This window comes from Neorhizobium alkalisoli (assembly GCF_002968635.1).
Lineage (GTDB): Bacteria > Pseudomonadota > Alphaproteobacteria > Rhizobiales > Rhizobiaceae > Neorhizobium > Neorhizobium alkalisoli.
Window position 1 is genome coordinate 1 of the sequence record NZ_PVBN01000018.1, and the last position, 16,557, is coordinate 16,557.

The following is a 16,557-nucleotide window of genomic DNA, read 5'->3' on the forward strand; positions in this document are numbered from 1 at the left end:
TACGCGTAGTCGAAGATCATCGCTTAGTGCCTGTGCCATCATCCACCTCTCCGCTGTGGATGTTGAATCAGCTTCGGCTCGCCCCGTCACCTCACAATCGATTCATCGATTACAGGACCTGCTCTAGGTAACATCCGGCAGAGGCAAGCCGTCCTCCGGGATGATTTCAGCCGCCATAACTGGCGGTTTCCGCGGTGCCGCTCTTGAGTTACCATTGCCTGTCGCAGACATGGGGATTTCAATCAGATCACTCACACCAGGAGACGATCCTTCCATGCCCCCCGTTACCGTCGACCCCAAGAAAGTCTGCGAATTCCCGGATGCCAATGCCTTCTACAGTTGGCTCGGCGAGAACCAAGATAAGGCTACCGAAATCTGGATACGAATCTTCAAGGTTGATTCCGACGTACCATCGATAACGCCCAAAGAAGCGATTGACGTCGTGCTGTGCTGGGGGTGGATCGATGGTATCAGGAAAGGACTGGACGAGAAGAGCTTTCTACAACGCTACACGCCGCGCCGCAGGAAAAGCATTTGGAGCCAGATCAACGTCGAGAATGTCGAACGCTTGATCAACGAAGGGCGCATGACCGGGCACGGACTGCGCGAAGTAGAGGCCGCAAAGTTGGATGGGCGTTGGCAGCGTGCCTATGCCAGCGGCAAGGACATGCAGGTTCCCGACGACCTTCAGGCCGCGATCGACGCCGATCCGAAGGCCAAGGAAATGTTTGGAAGGCTCAGCGCACAAAACCGTTTCGCTTTTGCCTTCAGAGTCCACAACATGAAGACCGAGGCCGGCCGCCGGAAGAAGATCGAGAGCTTCGTCGAGATGCTCAAGCAAGGGCAGACGATCCACCCGCAGAAGAAATTGCCCTAGGCTGGAACGCTGCAGCTTCCTCGACGACGTCGTGAGCGATGACACGCACTACTGACTGCCGGACGCGAATTCATTGCGCAAAAGAAACAGCGGAGGAAAAGTCCTCTCAACCAAGAATGCTGCTGAACGCGCGCCCCAACTTCCCGAGATCACCACCCTCTTCATAGAAAGGGTCGCGCGGCCGATAGGCATTGATCACATAGTTGCGCAGCTTCGGAAACCGCTCTTTCGGCAATTTGCAAGGAAGGTGAGATATCTCCAGATTTTGAACAGTATCGTTCTTTAGGTTTTCCCAAGCTTCGAGCTTGTTCTTCCCATATATTCGTAGCGACCGCAGGTTCTTCAGCTTCGAAAAAACCGAAACATCGCCTCCAATCTTGCATGAGGAAATCTGCAAAACTTCGAGCTCGTTGAAGCGCAGAATGTCCTCGACGTCTTTGATGGTCGAAGCGATCAGGAAAAGCCTCTTGATGGGAGCGCCTTCGAAAATCGACAGGGAGCCTGAAAAGCCTTGGAGCGAGAGATTGGCGAGCTTCGGCCATTTGCCATTCAGCGCCTTGATCTTATTGGCCTTCCAATCGAGATTGAGCCATGCCTCAAGTTCCGGAAACAGGTCCGGCAGGGCCTCGCCGAACGACACATCTTGGGTTGTGATCGCTTTCACGCTGCCGAACTGCTTGAACTTTTCGAGATCAAAATCCTTGGCGAAAGCACCCGATCCGGAAATGCCGATCTTTCCGATCGCATCCTTGTTCTTGATCCGATCAAGACTAGGAGCGAAGTATTCCTGCAGCCGTCCCTCGGCAATGTCCTGAACTTCGATGGAGAAGCCCTCACATTCATATTGGTCGATCAGATCACCGTATTTTTCGAAGCCGTCTTTATTGAAGGTTGCTTCCTTCTTTGCAAATCGGGATTCAACCGCGCGCACTATGACGTGAGGCCCTTTCATCAAATTGTCCATGGTTCGTTCATCGGCTTCGAACAGAACTTCCGACACTTATTTCTCCTCATCAAGCGCAAGCACAGCCTAACCGGCTGTGGCATTTTCCTGAGACACTGGAGCTTTTGCTGCCAACGTCAGACGTCGTCGAGCTGTATCAGCAACTTCCAAAGGCCCGCTTGATTCTCGCGGCCGTAGCGGTTGCCGCTGCCTGCTGGGCAGCAGTAGCATCTCGGAAAGCGGCTTGCCCGTCAAATTTTTCGTTAAGCCACATTGGATCCTGGACAGCGTCGAAGCCGGAATCTGCCAGAAGCCGGTTCTCGACAAGCGCCCCATATTTTTTGGGATCCATGCCGGCCGCCGCCGCATCGGCGTCCGTATTGGTATAGAGCTTGCGCGGGCAATTCTTACGGCCGTCGGCTTTGGTGGACGCACCCGACCGATATTTCATAGAAGCTTCCATGCGACCGGGCTCGCCCTTGCCCACATAACATTGACTACGCCGTTTCACCTGGAAGACGTAAACGCCGTAAAGACCCAGTGGATCGGCCCACCAAGTCGGAATCTCGACATAACCGTGCGACCGCAACCCTCCCGATAAGCCAAGCGGATCAGGACTGAGATATTGGCCGCATTGGGGATCGTAGGTGCGGAACCTGTTGTAATAGAGGCCAGTTTCCGCATCCTCCCACTGGCCGAGAAAACGGATCGGGCAAAGATCGGCCTCCTCCAGAGCGGAGTGTGTGGTAGCGCCGACTTCCTCCTCCTCGGAAAGAGCCGTGTTCCCGAAAACGGCGCGGATGATCGGCGCGCCGGCAGCTGAGCTGCTCGGCCGGCCGGAACCGGGTTGGCGATTGTCGTTGGCTGTCCGCGTCCAAAGGCCACGGAGACCACCCCACAGCCGGTAGGAAGAAGACCAGACGATCTCGCCCGTAGCGTCCGCAAGCTCTCGTGGTGCGCCAAGATGATCCGTTATCACATGCAGGACACGCTCCTCACCGGAGCGATTGGTGTCGATGCGCAAGATCGGAACAAAACTATCTGGCTCGAAGTGCCACCATACAGCGGATTGGGCTGGCTTGTCTTCGGACAACGGATAGCTAGCAGCCAAAACATTGCCATCCCACAGGAAGCGGCATCCAGCCAACACGGAGGCACCCTCAGGCGCACGATCTCTTGTCCGTATCTGACGCTTTTCGATCCGACGTCCCAATGGATCATAACCATAAGTCCAGATAGAACCGTCGGGGCATTTGACCTCAATAAGCTGATCGAACCCGTCCCATGTGAATTGGAAGGTTTGGCGGCGAAAGCCGTTGCGCTCCACGTGGCGAGCGATGGCACGCCCTGCGGCATCGTATTCGTAATAGATTCGCTCCCCATGAGCGCCCTGCGCCTGCAAGACCCGCCCACCATCTGACAGGCTCCAGCTGCTCAACGGGCGGCCGAGCGGATGGTGCGGCAAGGCTGTTTCGGATGCGACGATGTCCAGCGTTGGAGCATACTCGAAACGCTCCACCTCGTGATTTTCGCCTCCAAAGCCAGAAATGACGTCCTCCGGCAGCTTGGACAGAAGCGGCATCCCGCCGTCCGGTTGGCCGTGGCTGGCCAGTACGACTTGACCATTCTCATCCGTTTCGTAGCGACTCGCTCCCCAAAGCGGATCGCCCACAACAGTGGGACCTGCGGCGCGATCCCACCCGAAGCGCCGCGACCAAATGTCGGGAAGCGCTGAGGCAGGACCGGGCCGTGCGTCGCTAAAGGCGGTATGGCGAACGAGCTGGCCGACTTCGTCGTGCTCAAACTCTAGGAGGAAGCCGCCTGTGCCTACGTGCCGCGTTGGCCGTCCGATCCTGTTGCGAACAATCGACAATCGTCGCGACCCCGCAACCGACAAGCCCGTCAAGGCACCGAGCGCGTCATATTCGTAAGTCGTTATCTGATCGCCAATCCGGCGCTCGGTGCGATTGCCGCAGCAATCGTAGGTATTCTCGATGCGGATGCCGTTCGTAGTTTCGGCCGTCAGACGGCCAAGGTCATCGTATTCTAACTGGAGGGTAACCTGCGCATTGGCCGCAAGGCGCAGCCGACCAACGTCGTCGTAGTCGAAGGTTTCTCGCTGAAAAGGCTCGGGCTGCCCCGGAAGAAACGCGCTTCGGCTTAAAATCCGTCCGGCCGGGTCCCGTTGATATGCGATAATCCGGCCGTCCGGCTGGTGCGCTTCCGCGACGTGATCGGCCTTGTCAAGAACGTACCGGGTAGTTCGTCCATCGAAATCGGTCTCTTCTACAATACGACCAGCGCCATCACGAACAAAGACCCACTGTTTGCCGATCGCATTGACAACCCTCTCGAGTTCGAATTCATCGTTATAGTGGAATTCAATTCTGCCTCCCTTGGGGTCGGCGGCGGCGATGAGATTACCCAGCCCGTCGTACTCATAAACGCTCTGTCGACCTTCGCCATCAATGGTTTCGACAACACGTCCCTGACGTGAAGTGCGAGAACGGGTTACAACCCCATCAGCGCGCGTCGTTGCTGACGGAACAAAAAAGTTCTGACCTGGCTGATCTTCATATTGGTATTGCGTTACGGTACCATCGGTCTCCGTGACGCGCAGTATACGGCCGAAACCGTCGCGCTCCAGCCGCGTACGCGCGCTTCTAAAATCCAGCGTTTCTATCAGCCAGTGGTGGCTGTCGTAGCGGTTTTGCTCGATCAGCCCATCGTGGCGGATGATACCCACCGGCTGGCCTGCTTCGTTATTGTGAATTTCTGTTATATGACCGAGTGGGCTCTTCACCAGAACCAGTCTGCCAAAGTCATCATACTGGAAATGCCAAGCCTTGCCGGCGTTGTCGATCACCATCTCCAGATCGCCTTCCGGCGTCCAGCTATAATAGGTGGAACGACCGCTTGCATCGGTGACACGTTTGATATGACCGGCAGCGTCATAGTCGTAACGCGTTTCGCTGCCTTCGCCGTTGATCTCAGCGACGATCAAGCCCTCTTCGTCCTCGACGAATACCTTTTCGTGGCCTAGGGCGTTTACTTCACGAACGATATTTTTGTTGTCGTTGTAGTGAAATTGCACCGCGCGCCTGCGGTCCGATCCCGGCAGATACGTGGTGATCCGGTTTTCCTCGTCATACTCAAAGAGTGCTGGCGCTCCCTGATTACTTTGCGTCCTTTGACGGCGGCCGGTGCTATCATGTTCGAATTTGGCGTGATAGCGGCCGTTGCGGACGACTTGCGAGAGGCGGTCCTCGTCATCGTAGGCAAACTCGTGGCGCTCCCCATAGGGGCAATCCGCAAACACCATTCGCCCGTCGGAATCGTACCCGTAACGCATTACTGTTTTGCGACTGCCATCCACACCTTCAAGCTCAACAGTCTGCCGCAGACCGGCGGAGTAGGTGAAACGCAGCTTCAACCCTTCCGGCGTCGTGACCGTCAGCAGACTACCCTCAGCGTCGCGATCAAAAAACAGAGTGTTGCCGCTTCTGTCCTCTATCTTGCTAATCCGCCAGATGGCATCTGGCCCCTTTTCGAAACAGGTTGTTAGCGCGTCCTCTCGAAAGATCAGCGCGCGACGATGCCCCTGCATAAGCTGCGTGTTGCGAGTAGTGTCGCCCTCTTCCCAACCTTCAGGAATGGGTGTCGGCGCAGCGAAATCTATGCCGAAACCGTCTTCGTCGAGGAAAGTGAAGCCACCCTTATCATTGCGGATTATGGTGGCATCGATATCGCTTAACCGACCCCGGCCAAGCGGGCCGCTCGTCTCGACATTTCCATAATAGGTGCTGGTCACCGCGAGCCTGAGTAAACCCGGGACGAAGAAATCCGGATCGTAATGAACCGGAATCCCTGTCGGCATGAACGCGGGATTGCCCGCCAACCTGCAGTCACGGCGCTCGCGGCGACGGCGGCGCCTACGCAGGATACGCTCCTGCGCCATGCGCCGCAGACGCGCTCGGGCCGCCCGCTTGGCACCCTGGCCCACCAGACGGCGCAGGACATACTTTCCCAATGAACCGATACCCAAGGGGAGGTCGAGAAGCTTGTCCGCAATGTTGTTTTCTATGGTATTTTTGAGTTGATCGATGGCACCTTTCAGATCTGCATACTGGGCAGCATTCACCGCAACGGGCTGATCGCTTTCCAGCGCGGCAGAAAATTTGTCGGTGATGGAACTCGTCGAATTCGATAACAGGAAAACGTCGGAATCCGTTTCCGATGCGAATTTCAGAAATCGCACCATCTCACGTCTGCTAACCGCGTCCCAATAGAGCGATTTGTCTTCCAGATCAGCAAATTCGTTTATGTCCTGATCGAGCTCGGCTAGTTCCTCGTCAAAAAGGGAACTTCCGTCGGCATCCTGTTCCGGTGCGCCTGCACCAACGACCACGCGCCCATCGGCATTGGCCGGCGTTTGGGCGACGTTCGGCTGACCGCCTCCGCGCTCATGGACGGCTTCGCCTTCTTCAGCCAAGGCTGCTCTCCTGTGCAGAAAAATAATGCGCGCCCCAGGGCGCCGACTTCAGATCAAAATATTCGGAAAATTCGTAGCCGACGGCCTCGCGGCCGGGGCTGAACAGCATGAAACTGTCGCGTGCCGCTCCAGCCTGCTCCAGCCATTCGCCAGAACCGAGAGCGACGCCGTCGTGAAGAAAAAGATGGTAGTCTTCAGTCGCGAAGCCGTACAAAACGACCTCATCGAAGTGGAAGGCGATGCTGCCGGGCGAAATGTCGGACGAACGAAGGCGCTTGCCGGTGAAAATGTCGGAGAGAGCCTCACTGGACAAGGCCGACTCGTCATGGAGCAAAACATCGCCCTCGTCGTTCAACACGACCCATTGGCACCCGTTGCAAACAAGTTCGGCACCCCCGCCGGAAACCGCAAACACCAGGTGAAAGATACTGCCGTATATGTATTTTGATTGGGTAACGGATGCCCCAACCAAATCCCGCAGACCGTTTTTAAATATCATTGCCAAAACTCATCTATGATGATCTGCTTGATTTCCTGATAACCTAGATTTTGGCCGGAAATGATCTGGTGAAGTTGCTGGCGCTGATCTTTGGTCAATCCGAATTGTTTTACCAGCGCGTTGATCTGCTTGTTTTGCGCCTGGTTGTTGCCGGGTGTCCCGCCGCTTCCTGCAAGCAGGATCGGCACTTCCTTCTCGCTCATCGACCGGTGCGGCTCCGTTCCTCCCGGTCCAGGCCGGTTGATCCAGGCAGGATTGGAATCCCGAACAACAGCCCACCCCTCTGAAAAGACCGTTTTCGACCCCTTCTTCGCAAGCGCGTGGGACTTGTAGCCGTTGACCTTGACCCCCCTCCCGACGCCTGGCTCGTGACCGGTGACGACCAGAGCTCGAGAATTTAGCTGGAAATCCTGCTTGCCATTGTTGCGGACGGTCCGCGACGTCCTAACGGAAGCGCCGAGCGTCACCATCGACAAGTAGGGCACCTTCACCATCGAAGAACCCATGGGCGTCCAGCAGACATCGGGGCCGGTACAATGCATGATATTGGCGCCGTCGCGGCGTGCAGAAATCGGGATCGCCACTAAGCCGCCTCCTCTTTATCCAGATCAGGATCAAGAAGGGCGGGGTCACAGGCGATATCGTCGGGGTTCAATCGTACGGGCTTCATTTGCCGCGCCAGTTCCGGACGATACCGCAATAACGCCAAGCCTTCGGTCGCTGCCATGTCGTAAGGCGTGCGCCAGATGCAGTGGACCCGGGGATCGTCCCGATCTCTCTCGCCAATCTCAAGAAAGACCGTATCGAGAACCATCTTGAGCGCCAGTTCCGTGTCATCATTCCTGAGCGACATTGCCACCAGTTGGTCATCAGGCAGGCGGATCGTGAAGTCGGGGCGATCGGGATAAAGGTTTCGAAGCTCTATGCGGATTGCGCCTTCAAGGTACCGGCTGCCTTGAAGGCCCGTATGTGCGGAATTGTGGAAGCGATAATCGTAGTCCTTCGCCCAGTTCGGCCAGACATGTTCCATCCAGTGCTCGTCATAGGTCCCGCCGAGCGGACGCCGTGGCAACCAGGCCGGGGGGATCGGGCCCAAACCTTCGACCGGCTGCTGGGCATACGCGTCAAGAAGCTCACCACCGCCGTACAGAATCTGAGGCGCTTCCACCGGCTGCGTGTGATCTGTGAATTCTGGATCGATGAGCCCGCGCCCAATCGGGTTGCGCTCGAAGGCTTCAAGGATGGCATTACCATCGTCATCCAGTCCCTTGTCTATCGTCCCGCCGAACGCGTGCTCATAGCGGATCGGCAGGCTGACAATCGGACTTGGCGATGACAGCGTCCATTTTCGAAAGAGGCTTCTGAAACTGCGCCAAGCCGGTTTCTGCTCGTCGTCGAGTTCCTTTAGCCAGACCGGCCGCCATTGCCGTGGTCCTGTGATTACCATCTCGTGGTGCACGAAGGTTCCGAGGTCGTCGCTGACCTTGATGGAGACGGGCCATTCCGCAGCCGGCTTGCCGGCCGGGGCATAAGCGGTGGCATCAAGGATTATTTCGCTATGGGGCTTATACGGCACGAAATCCGAGGGATATCGCAACGAGGAGACGTTCAAATCGCCATGGAACGTATCCGTGAAGACGAACGGCTCCTGTTCGCTGGAAAACCGGCATTCGCCGTTCGCTCCGATGTCCATGGCGGTTTTTGCCATGAAGACACCGAATTCTTTGCCCTCGGCATTGCGGTTGGAAAACCGCAAGTTCGCGAAAGGCGTGAAGTTGATGACCTTGACCATGGTTCCCCCGGCGCAATCAGTTGAGGTCTATGACTTTGCCGATCTGCTGGAACGAACCCTCCGCCTCGAAGTGGAACGTCACACCCTTGATGATGATCGTGCCGTCCTTCTTCATCGTCATCGATGACTTGCCGACTTCGATGACATATTCTTCGCCGACGGTTAGCCTCTTCGCCTTGCCGACATTTTCCATGGATGTCTGCCCGACATTGGAAACCTTGCTCATGCCGATCTGTTCTGCGCTCGCAACACCTATCGTGTCCGATTTGAATGATCCGACGATGGTGTTCATGATGCCCGACAACGGGAAAAGGCCGGATGCGTCCTCGCCGACGCCTGTTCCGGAACCGGCGAGAGCCGTGCCAGCGTCGGAGCGGGGATTGTGGCCCGCTACCACACCCTGCCGGCTGCCCAGTCCTCCTGATCCAAGAAAACCCAGCGCAGACGACGCCAGCGTGCCGGCAAAGGCAGCCAGCGCCGGTCCACCTCCACCGGCAACCTGTCCTGCTTGAGCGAGAAGACCCGCCGTCTGCCCTGACAACCCTTGTACCGCCCCCATGAGAGCCATTGCCATCGGCCCTGTACCGCCGACAACGGTGTTCATCGAACCGCCGACTTCGTGCTTCTGGTTGCCACCGACCTCCACTGTCCGATTGGCTCCGATCGCGGAAACCTCGTGCCGATCGATCCGTTTGGTGCGGTCGTTCAGCACGCGGGTTGTCTGATCCTTCTGGGCATGGAAGAACATGTTTTCCCGCCCCGCATCGTCCTCGAAGGACATTTCGTTGAAGCCGGTTCCCTTGTGCGTGTTGGAGCGCATCACCATGCGCGTCTTGTTGGCGGGCAGGTCATAGGGCACGGCATTGGCGGGGTTCGGCACCACGCCGGTCACCAGCGGCCGGTCGGGGTCGCCGTCCACGAAGGCGACCATCACCTCCATGCCGATCCGCGGAATGATCTGGCCGCCCCAGGTGGAGCCCGCCCAGTTCTGCGCCACCCTCACCCAGCAGGTGTCCGATCCGTCCTTCTTCGCCTTGCGGTCCCAGGGAAACCACAGCTTGATGCGACCATACTGATCCGGATGGATTTCCTCGCCGGACGGGCCTGCGACAATCGCCACCTGCGTGCCCTCGATACGCGGCCGCTTCGTCTCGCGATGCGGCGTCATCGGCACGCGCGAGGGCACCGCCTCAAACGTGTTCTTGTATTCCGGCTCGTTGGAATTGGTCTCGTAGGAGCGGTCGACAACCGTGTGCACCGCCTTGACCAGCACATGCTCTTCGTAATGATGTTCCGGATGGGCCACTTCATAGGGGGTGAAGCGGCGGCCGGTTTCCAGAATGCGTGATGTCGAGGCGCCGAACACCCGATCATGATCGGCCTCACTTGCCTGCATCCTGAGCTTTTCCGCACGCTCGGCTCCCGCGACGGTGGAGATGCGGGCCGGATATTCGTAAAGCTCGCGCTTTATGGCGTCCGGCATCTGCACGAGCGAGGGCGTCATGGTGCCGGGCACCATGCGCGGCGTCTCGAAATTCCAGTCGGCGCCGGCCCTTTGGCCGGGCACATAGGAATAACGCCGGCTCCAGTCGTTGATATGATTGCGGTCCGACGACCCTTGCGCCAGCCGGACCTTCGCCTCCCCTTGCGCCGATGGTGAGGGCCCAAGCCAGCCGGAGGCGGCATCGGCCACATGCAGCTTGTGTTTGCCGTCCTCGTGGCTGAACCAGTAGAACAGACCGTCTTCCTCGAAACGCCTTGTTAAATAAGCAAGATCCGTCTCGTTCCACTGCACCGAATAGTGCTGCGGTGGTGGCGGCGTGACGATGCCCGAGGTATCCGGTGCCGGGATGCCGTGTTCGGAAAACAGCGTCTCGACGATATCGATCGCCGTCTTGTCCATCCAGATGCGGCAATCGGAACGGCGCGACAAAAGCCACATCTGCGGTTTGAGCACCATGGAATAGGAGCGCAAGCCGCGGGTGATCGGCGGTCCTTCGTTGAGCTCGGTCACCAGCCCGTTGAAAGGCCGGCGCACGGCGCTGCCCTCCTCGCCATTGCCCTGCTGGACTTCGATCGACACATCCACCAGCCGGCCGATCAGTTCCTCCGGCTTGACGATCGGCTTCTTGGCACGCGCCGAAATCTTGATCTCGAAGAGCGACGAGACATTTTCCTCGATCGTCACCCGCTCCGGCAGCAGCTGATCCTCGCCCAAGGGCGAGATGATCTTCAGGATGCGGCTCGCCTGGATGAAATCGGCGGACGTGGATGACAAACTGTCCATAACATCAAGTTCCGTCGGAATGGGTGAATTATTGTTGCCGTAGGACTATTGCTGCGCCCGGGGATTAGCCTTCAGATAATCAGCCAGCTCGGCGAAATAGACGCCGAGCATTTTCGTATTGGCCTGATCGGAGGCCTGTTTGTAAGCATCGACCAGGGCCTGACGTTTCGCCTTTCCAGCGGCGCTTGCATAGAAATCGGACAGGACCGACAGATCTTCAGACGGCAAGGTTGCCAGAATGAAGGCAAGCCTCGACTTCTCGTCCGTGCGCGCAACGTCCTTCGGCACCGGCTTTTCGTTCTCGATACGAGCGCGCAGTTGCTCCATCACGCCCTTCATCTCAGCCTGGAGCTTGTCCTGTGGTGCGGACGCCAGTTCCGCGGCACTGGAGTTTTCAAACGCTTCCAGCGCGACATACATCACTTGGCCGGTAAACGCCGTCTCGACCGCAAGATCCGGAGATGCCATCAGATCGGCGAGTTGGGTAATTCGCGGTCCGGTGCCGGTATCGGCAAGACGCGTCTCGATATCTTTAGCGGCGGCCTGGTCCTGGGCTTCATACATCCTGGCGACCTTTGCCCGCCCCTCCTCGAATGCTGCGACCGCCTTGGCGAAGACGGCCGGATCTACGGTCGCTCCGCCGGTTTCCGCCACGGCATCCAGTATCCCATCGCTCATAGCGTCCGGTTTGAAGGAGGCCCGGACCGCCAGTTCGAGGATGGCTTCGGTTTCCGGTGCAGCCGCGATGCCTTGGTCCCTCGCCGCTTTCGCTATTTTCGCGACCATAGAGGGCGTCGCCTTAAGACGGGGGCCTGCCTGCTCTATCTGCAGCAGGGATTGATCGACGGCATCGGATGCGCCCGCAAAGGCGGTCCCGCCAAATACAAGTGCGCAAGCAAGCGCCGGAGGCGCGAGGCGCGCTCGAACCATCCTGAAGAGATTTGAAGAGCCGTTTACTACCATAAGCATCGCCTCAAATCATCCGCACTTCCGTGAGTTGCCGGGGTCTAGCCTCGGCGGAAAGGCGGCTGATGATCTGCTCCGCTCTCACTATCTGCGTTTTGTCGGTCGGATCGAGCACCAGCTTCGCCATGAAGTTCTGCTCCGGATAGAACCGACCGTTACCGGTCTGCATACTCAACACGTTGATGCGATCGCGAATTCCGGATCCGATATTCTTGTATCCGACGCGCTGGCCAGGCTCGTAGTGCGGGTAAGGCGTGCCCTTCAGGCGAGGTGCGACCGCTTTCGGATAATCCGTCGCCGAAGGCATCTGTGTGATGGGCGTGCGCCCATATTCGACATCCTGGCCCATGCCGCCCAAGGTTCCGCCGGTGGCGGGCGCATAGCGGATGAGCTGGTCGGAATCCAGAACGGACGCCATGTAGAACAGCAGTTCCATCTTCTTGGACAGCGACTGCTCGTCGATAAGCCGACCGGAAGGTGGATTGCAAAACGGAATGCCTTTTGCCAGATCAGCGATTTTCGACTTGCTCGCCTCGTCAATCGAACGGTCGTCGCGGACGCCCTCGATGAAGTTGTGCACGCAGATATGGTTGCTGTCGATGAAATCGCTGATCCGCGTCATGTAGTTTATGGCGCTCGCATTGACGGCCATCGGTGCGCTGCTGGTCAGGCTCTCCGTCGCTTTCTTCACCTGATTGCCGGCGAGTTTCTTGGCTTCGTCCAGAACGCCGCCGAGCGCGAACATAAACGGCTTACTGCTGGCTGCGGCGTGCATCAACTCGAATGTGAGGTTCAGATTCCTGTTGCAGATCACGCTCAGGAGCCCACGCCCTGCCAGAACGCGAACCGAGGTCGTGGCGAATGCCGCCATCATGATGCTGCCGGTCAAAATCGAAGCGGAGAAGACAAAAAGCTCCGCCAGCGTGCGGTCGCGCTCGGCCTGGGCGCTCCTCTCGCGATTGAAATTGTCGATGGCGTCGCCATAGGCGCGCACATAGGGTCTGGCAATATTGAGTTGCCATTGGGACTGATACTTCGGAAGATTAACAAGAATATCGTCCAGGCGCTTAGTTGCTGACGGCACGACCCATCTCCATTGTCCGGGCGAAAACATATCTTTCAATTCACCAGCCAAAACACTCGGTTTCGCCAATGAGTTTGGGATAGTGGAAAGGCAATCGAAAACTTCCGCTACAATGCCGGCTGGCAGCCGGCATTGTAGATTTCGAGAAACCTTAAGCCGCCTTGGTGGTGGCGAGGTCGTAGGACGCGATCATCGGCGACTGCGGCTTCTGCATATCGTCGTATGGCGTGTACTTCACTTCCATCTTGGTGAAGTTCAGCTTGATCGTTTCGACCGGACGGTCGCCGTTGGAGTCGATCGAATAGCTGGCGATCAGCGTGTTGGTCAGCGTGTATTCGATGTAGGTTTCACCCGGATTGCCGGTGGTGACAAGGTGGATGACAGTGCGCTTGCCGGTGCGGCCCGAGCAGGCTTCCTGGAAGAGTTTGGTCGACGAGGAGTCGCTAACCTTGGTCAAGATGACTTCCGACACAGTCGGCTCGGAAGCTTCACGGTTTGCCGCGGAACCGGCAGACGTGTTCATGTTGCGGGAGACGTTCCAATGAATGGCTTCGATATCCATCCACTTGCGATGCTGCTCGTGAGTCGCGTCGCCCTGAATACCCTCGATCTGCAGATAAATCGGCATGCTATCAACTCTCCTGTAAGGGTTTTGCCTAGTTGCTGCTAAGGCGCAGTCGCCTTTCTTGCTGCTCCTCCCCGAGAGCTTTTTCGCTTCGGGGCTTCTTCATCCGCCTGCCGGTCTTTTACTGGTTCGGCGAATTGTGTGCGAACGGGCGCGTCTTCGGCGCGAATGCCGAAACCCTGGCCGTCGTAACTGATAATGACCTCGGCAATCTTGCGGTCCTCGGCAATCGCATCGAGGAACAAGGTCGAAAGCATCGGCAGGAGGTCGCGCGCGATCATGACTTCGATCGTGCGCGCGCCCATCTCGCTCATCTTGGCTCGGGAAATCAGCACCTCACGCGCTTCCGGAGAAAGCCTGAGCTCAGCGCCGTAAGCCGCCGTGACGCGCTCTCGGATGCGGCCGATCTGGATATCTATGATGCCGGACAAAGTCTCGCGGCCGAGCGGCATGAAAGGCAATACGGTGGTACGCCCGAGAAACGCGGGCTTGAAATGGTTCTGCAGTTCAGGCAGCAGCAGCGCCTCCAGTGCCTCGCCCTCGGGCATGGTGTCCAGATCGGCCGAAAGGCTCGCCAAGAGCTCGGATCCCGTATTCGCCGTCATGAAGATCGTTGTATTCTTGAAATCGATGTCGCGACCTTCGCCGTCGCGAAGCGTTCCCTTGTCGAAGACCTGATAGAAGATCTCCTGGACGCCTGGATGGGCCTTGTCGATCTCGTCGAGCAGCAGCACGCCATAGGGCCGCCGGCGCACTGCTTCGGTCAGAACGCCCCCCTCTCCGTATCCGACATAGCCGGGCGGAGAACCGAGCAGCATGGAGATCTTATGCTCTTCCTTGAATTCGGACATGTTGATTGTCGTGAGATACTGGCTGCCGCCATAGAGGATGTCCGCGAGCGACAGCGCCGTCTCGGTCTTGCCCGTCCCTGACATGCCGACCAGCAGGAAGACGGCCGGCGGCCGACGCGGATCGGAAAGTCCCGCTCGAGCTGCTCGCATGGCGGATGCGATCCGATCGATCACATAATCCTGGCCAAGCACCCGCTCCTTGAGGCGCGCATCGAGCGTCTTCACCGTCTCGATTTGATCCGACATGAGCTTTCCAACCGGGATTCCTGTCCACCGGGCAAGAATTGTCGCCACCACATCCTTGTCGACCACACGCGGGACAAGAGGTGTTTCTCCGGCCGCCTCGGCAAGCCCTTTCTCTGCGATGGTCAATGCGGCTCGTGCACTTTCCGGTGTCATGGCATGCGGAGGGAAAGGGGCGACGTTGGTGCCTTCCGCCTCGTCTTCGGGCGTGGCAAGTGGCAGGACTCCTGCTTCCGAGGTGAAGGCCGCTTCGAGGCGATCGGCCTCACGCACGAGCCGCAGTTCCTCGTCGAATTTCGCCTGGGCGGCGCCAATTTGGGCGGCGATCTCATTGCGGGCTCCAGCAATTTCTGCCAGCCGAGCAACTGCCTGAGGTGTCTGAGGCTCCTCCCTCAGCCAGTCCGCCTCCGCATCCAGCAGATCGCGCTCATTGATGAGCAATTTCAACGCCTCCGGCGTCGTCTGGCGAGCAAGCGCAACTGCAGCCGCGGCGGTATCGAGAAGGCTGATTGCTTTGTCGGGAAGCTGCCGGGCCGGCAGATAACGAGCCGACAGCCGCACGGCAGCAACGATCGCTTCGTCGCGGATGCGGACTCGATGATGCGTCCTGAGCTTTGCCGCTACGCCGCGCAGCATGCGGATCGCAGTGTCCTCTTCCGGCTCCTGTACATGCACGGTCTGGAATCGCCGGGTGAGCGCTGCATCCTTTTCGATGAAACGCTTGTATTCTCCCCAGGTGGTTGCTGCGATCGTGCGCAGTTCACCGCGGGCCAGAGCCGGCTTCAAGATATTGGCCGCATCGCCCTGACCGGCCTGCCCTCCGGCCCCGATCAATCCATGCGCCTCGTCGATGAACAGAATGACCGGCTGGGGTGACGTCTTGACTGCGTCAACCACGCCATGCAGGCGGCGTTCGAATTCCCCTTTGACGCCGGCACCCGCCTGCAAGAGACTGAGGTCGAGCAACAAAAGCCTGACATTCCTAAGCCGATCAGGCACGTTGCCAGCCGCTATCTCCAGAGCCAGTGCTTCCGCCACCGCGGTCTTGCCGACGCCAGCTTCGCCTACGAGGATGGGATTGTTCTGGCGCCTTCGCGTCAGAATGTCGATTATCTGACGCAGCTCCTGGTCGCGGCCAATGACCGGATCGATCCGTCCGGCGCTGGCATCGGCCGTCATGTCGCGCGTGTAGAGGCGCAGGAACTCGTTCTCGCCGGATGAAAAAACCGGCGCATCCAACGCCGGCTCGGAAACATTCAGATTGCGGACACCCGCCTTGCGCATGAGGTCCTCGAGCATTTGGCGGTCGAGACCACGCAATGACGGAGCCACACCGCGCACAATAGCGCGCAAAGTCTGGTCGTCGATCAGGGCAAAGAGAAGGTCCGGCAACGTCACCACGTCACGGCCCCATTGAAGCGACGCGACCAGCCAGGCTTCACGCCCCAACAGGAGCAGGTTCTGAGACAGCGAAAGCGCGCTTCCGGGGTCGCGTGCGATGTCGGCGACCGCCGCATCGAGCTCTTGCCGCAATGTCGTGCCGGGAAGCGTGAGCTCCTCGAAAAGTGCGGAAAATTGAGGAATGTCAAGCATGGCGCGAAGCCAGTGGGCGATGTCGACCACTGGATGCTGCTGTCTTGCCGCGAGCGATGCCGCTGTCTCAAGACCGACACGCAGATTTGGCTCAAGCGTTCTGATGAGACGGTTGAGGTCGATGTCTGACATCCGCCAAGCCCTGTCTTTTGGGTCGAAATTCAGTGTTTTCTTAGATGCGAGGCAACAACTAGGGCGGTTACCAGGGCTTGTCCAGATCAAAAGTCGCGCTATTTCCAAAATAGCTGAAATCGGTAGACGTCATAAATCTGTCATTCTTCCGGTACGGTTGACAAGCCAGTATA

11 protein-coding genes are annotated in these 16,557 nt (G+C 58.2%); 1 reads left to right on the forward strand and 10 read right to left on the reverse strand.

Annotated features, from left to right (window positions below):
- Window positions 1-274 precede the first annotated feature (274 nt).
- On the forward strand, window positions 275-877 hold the full coding sequence (locus C5L13_RS26755) for a YdeI/OmpD-associated family protein (RefSeq protein WP_105386322.1): 603 nt from the start codon (window positions 275-277) through the stop codon (window positions 875-877).
- 106 nt (window positions 878-983) lie between these two features.
- On the opposite strand, the gene C5L13_RS26760 is transcribed toward C5L13_RS26755, so the two are convergent.
- From C5L13_RS26760 to tssH, 10 genes are all read right to left on the reverse strand, one after another.
- Entirely contained in the window at window positions 984-1,877 is an 894-nt protein-coding gene (locus tag C5L13_RS26760) for a leucine-rich repeat domain-containing protein (RefSeq protein WP_105386323.1), read from the reverse strand.
- 100 nt (window positions 1,878-1,977) lie between these two features.
- Window positions 1,978-6,312 (reverse strand): RHS repeat-associated core domain-containing protein, encoded by a 4,335-nt coding sequence (locus C5L13_RS26765; protein WP_105386324.1) that lies wholly within the window; start codon window positions 6,310-6,312, stop codon window positions 1,978-1,980.
- Entirely contained in the window at window positions 6,305-6,625 is a 321-nt protein-coding gene (locus C5L13_RS28860; protein ID WP_158693538.1) for a hypothetical protein, read from the reverse strand. The genes C5L13_RS26765 and C5L13_RS28860 overlap by 8 nt, the downstream gene beginning before the upstream one ends.
- Before the next feature lie 182 nt (window positions 6,626-6,807).
- Window positions 6,808-7,353: a PAAR-like domain-containing protein gene (locus tag C5L13_RS26775; protein WP_280952659.1), complete on the reverse strand. Its 546-nt coding sequence runs from the start codon at window positions 7,351-7,353 to the stop codon at window positions 6,808-6,810.
- Window positions 7,354-7,394: 41 nt separating this feature from the next.
- The gene (locus C5L13_RS26780; protein WP_105386327.1) at window positions 7,395-8,603 is read right to left on the reverse strand and encodes a DUF2169 family type VI secretion system accessory protein; all 1,209 of its coding nucleotides are present in this window, start codon (window positions 8,601-8,603) and stop codon (window positions 7,395-7,397) included.
- A 16-nt stretch (window positions 8,604-8,619) separates the two neighbouring features.
- Window positions 8,620-10,890 (reverse strand): type VI secretion system tip protein TssI/VgrG, encoded by a 2,271-nt coding sequence (tssI, locus tag C5L13_RS26785; RefSeq protein WP_105386328.1) that lies wholly within the window; start codon window positions 10,888-10,890, stop codon window positions 8,620-8,622.
- 45 nt (window positions 10,891-10,935) lie between these two features.
- Window positions 10,936-11,676 carry a hypothetical protein gene (locus C5L13_RS26790; RefSeq protein ID WP_158693539.1) on the reverse strand — a complete coding sequence of 247 codons (741 nt, stop codon included), beginning with the start codon at window positions 11,674-11,676 and terminating at the stop codon, window positions 10,936-10,938.
- Window positions 11,677-11,863: 187 nt separating this feature from the next.
- Complete coding sequence (locus C5L13_RS26795; RefSeq protein ID WP_105386330.1) at window positions 11,864-12,940, reverse strand: hypothetical protein; 1,077 nt, start codon at window positions 12,938-12,940, stop codon at window positions 11,864-11,866.
- A 151-nt stretch (window positions 12,941-13,091) separates the two neighbouring features.
- Window positions 13,092-13,568, reverse strand: coding sequence for an Hcp family type VI secretion system effector (locus C5L13_RS26800; RefSeq protein ID WP_105386331.1), 477 nt, complete (start codon window positions 13,566-13,568; stop codon window positions 13,092-13,094).
- Between the two features lie 38 nt (window positions 13,569-13,606).
- Complete coding sequence (gene tssH, locus C5L13_RS26805; RefSeq protein WP_105386332.1) at window positions 13,607-16,384, reverse strand: type VI secretion system ATPase TssH; 2,778 nt, start codon at window positions 16,382-16,384, stop codon at window positions 13,607-13,609.
- Window positions 16,385-16,557 lie beyond the last annotated feature (173 nt).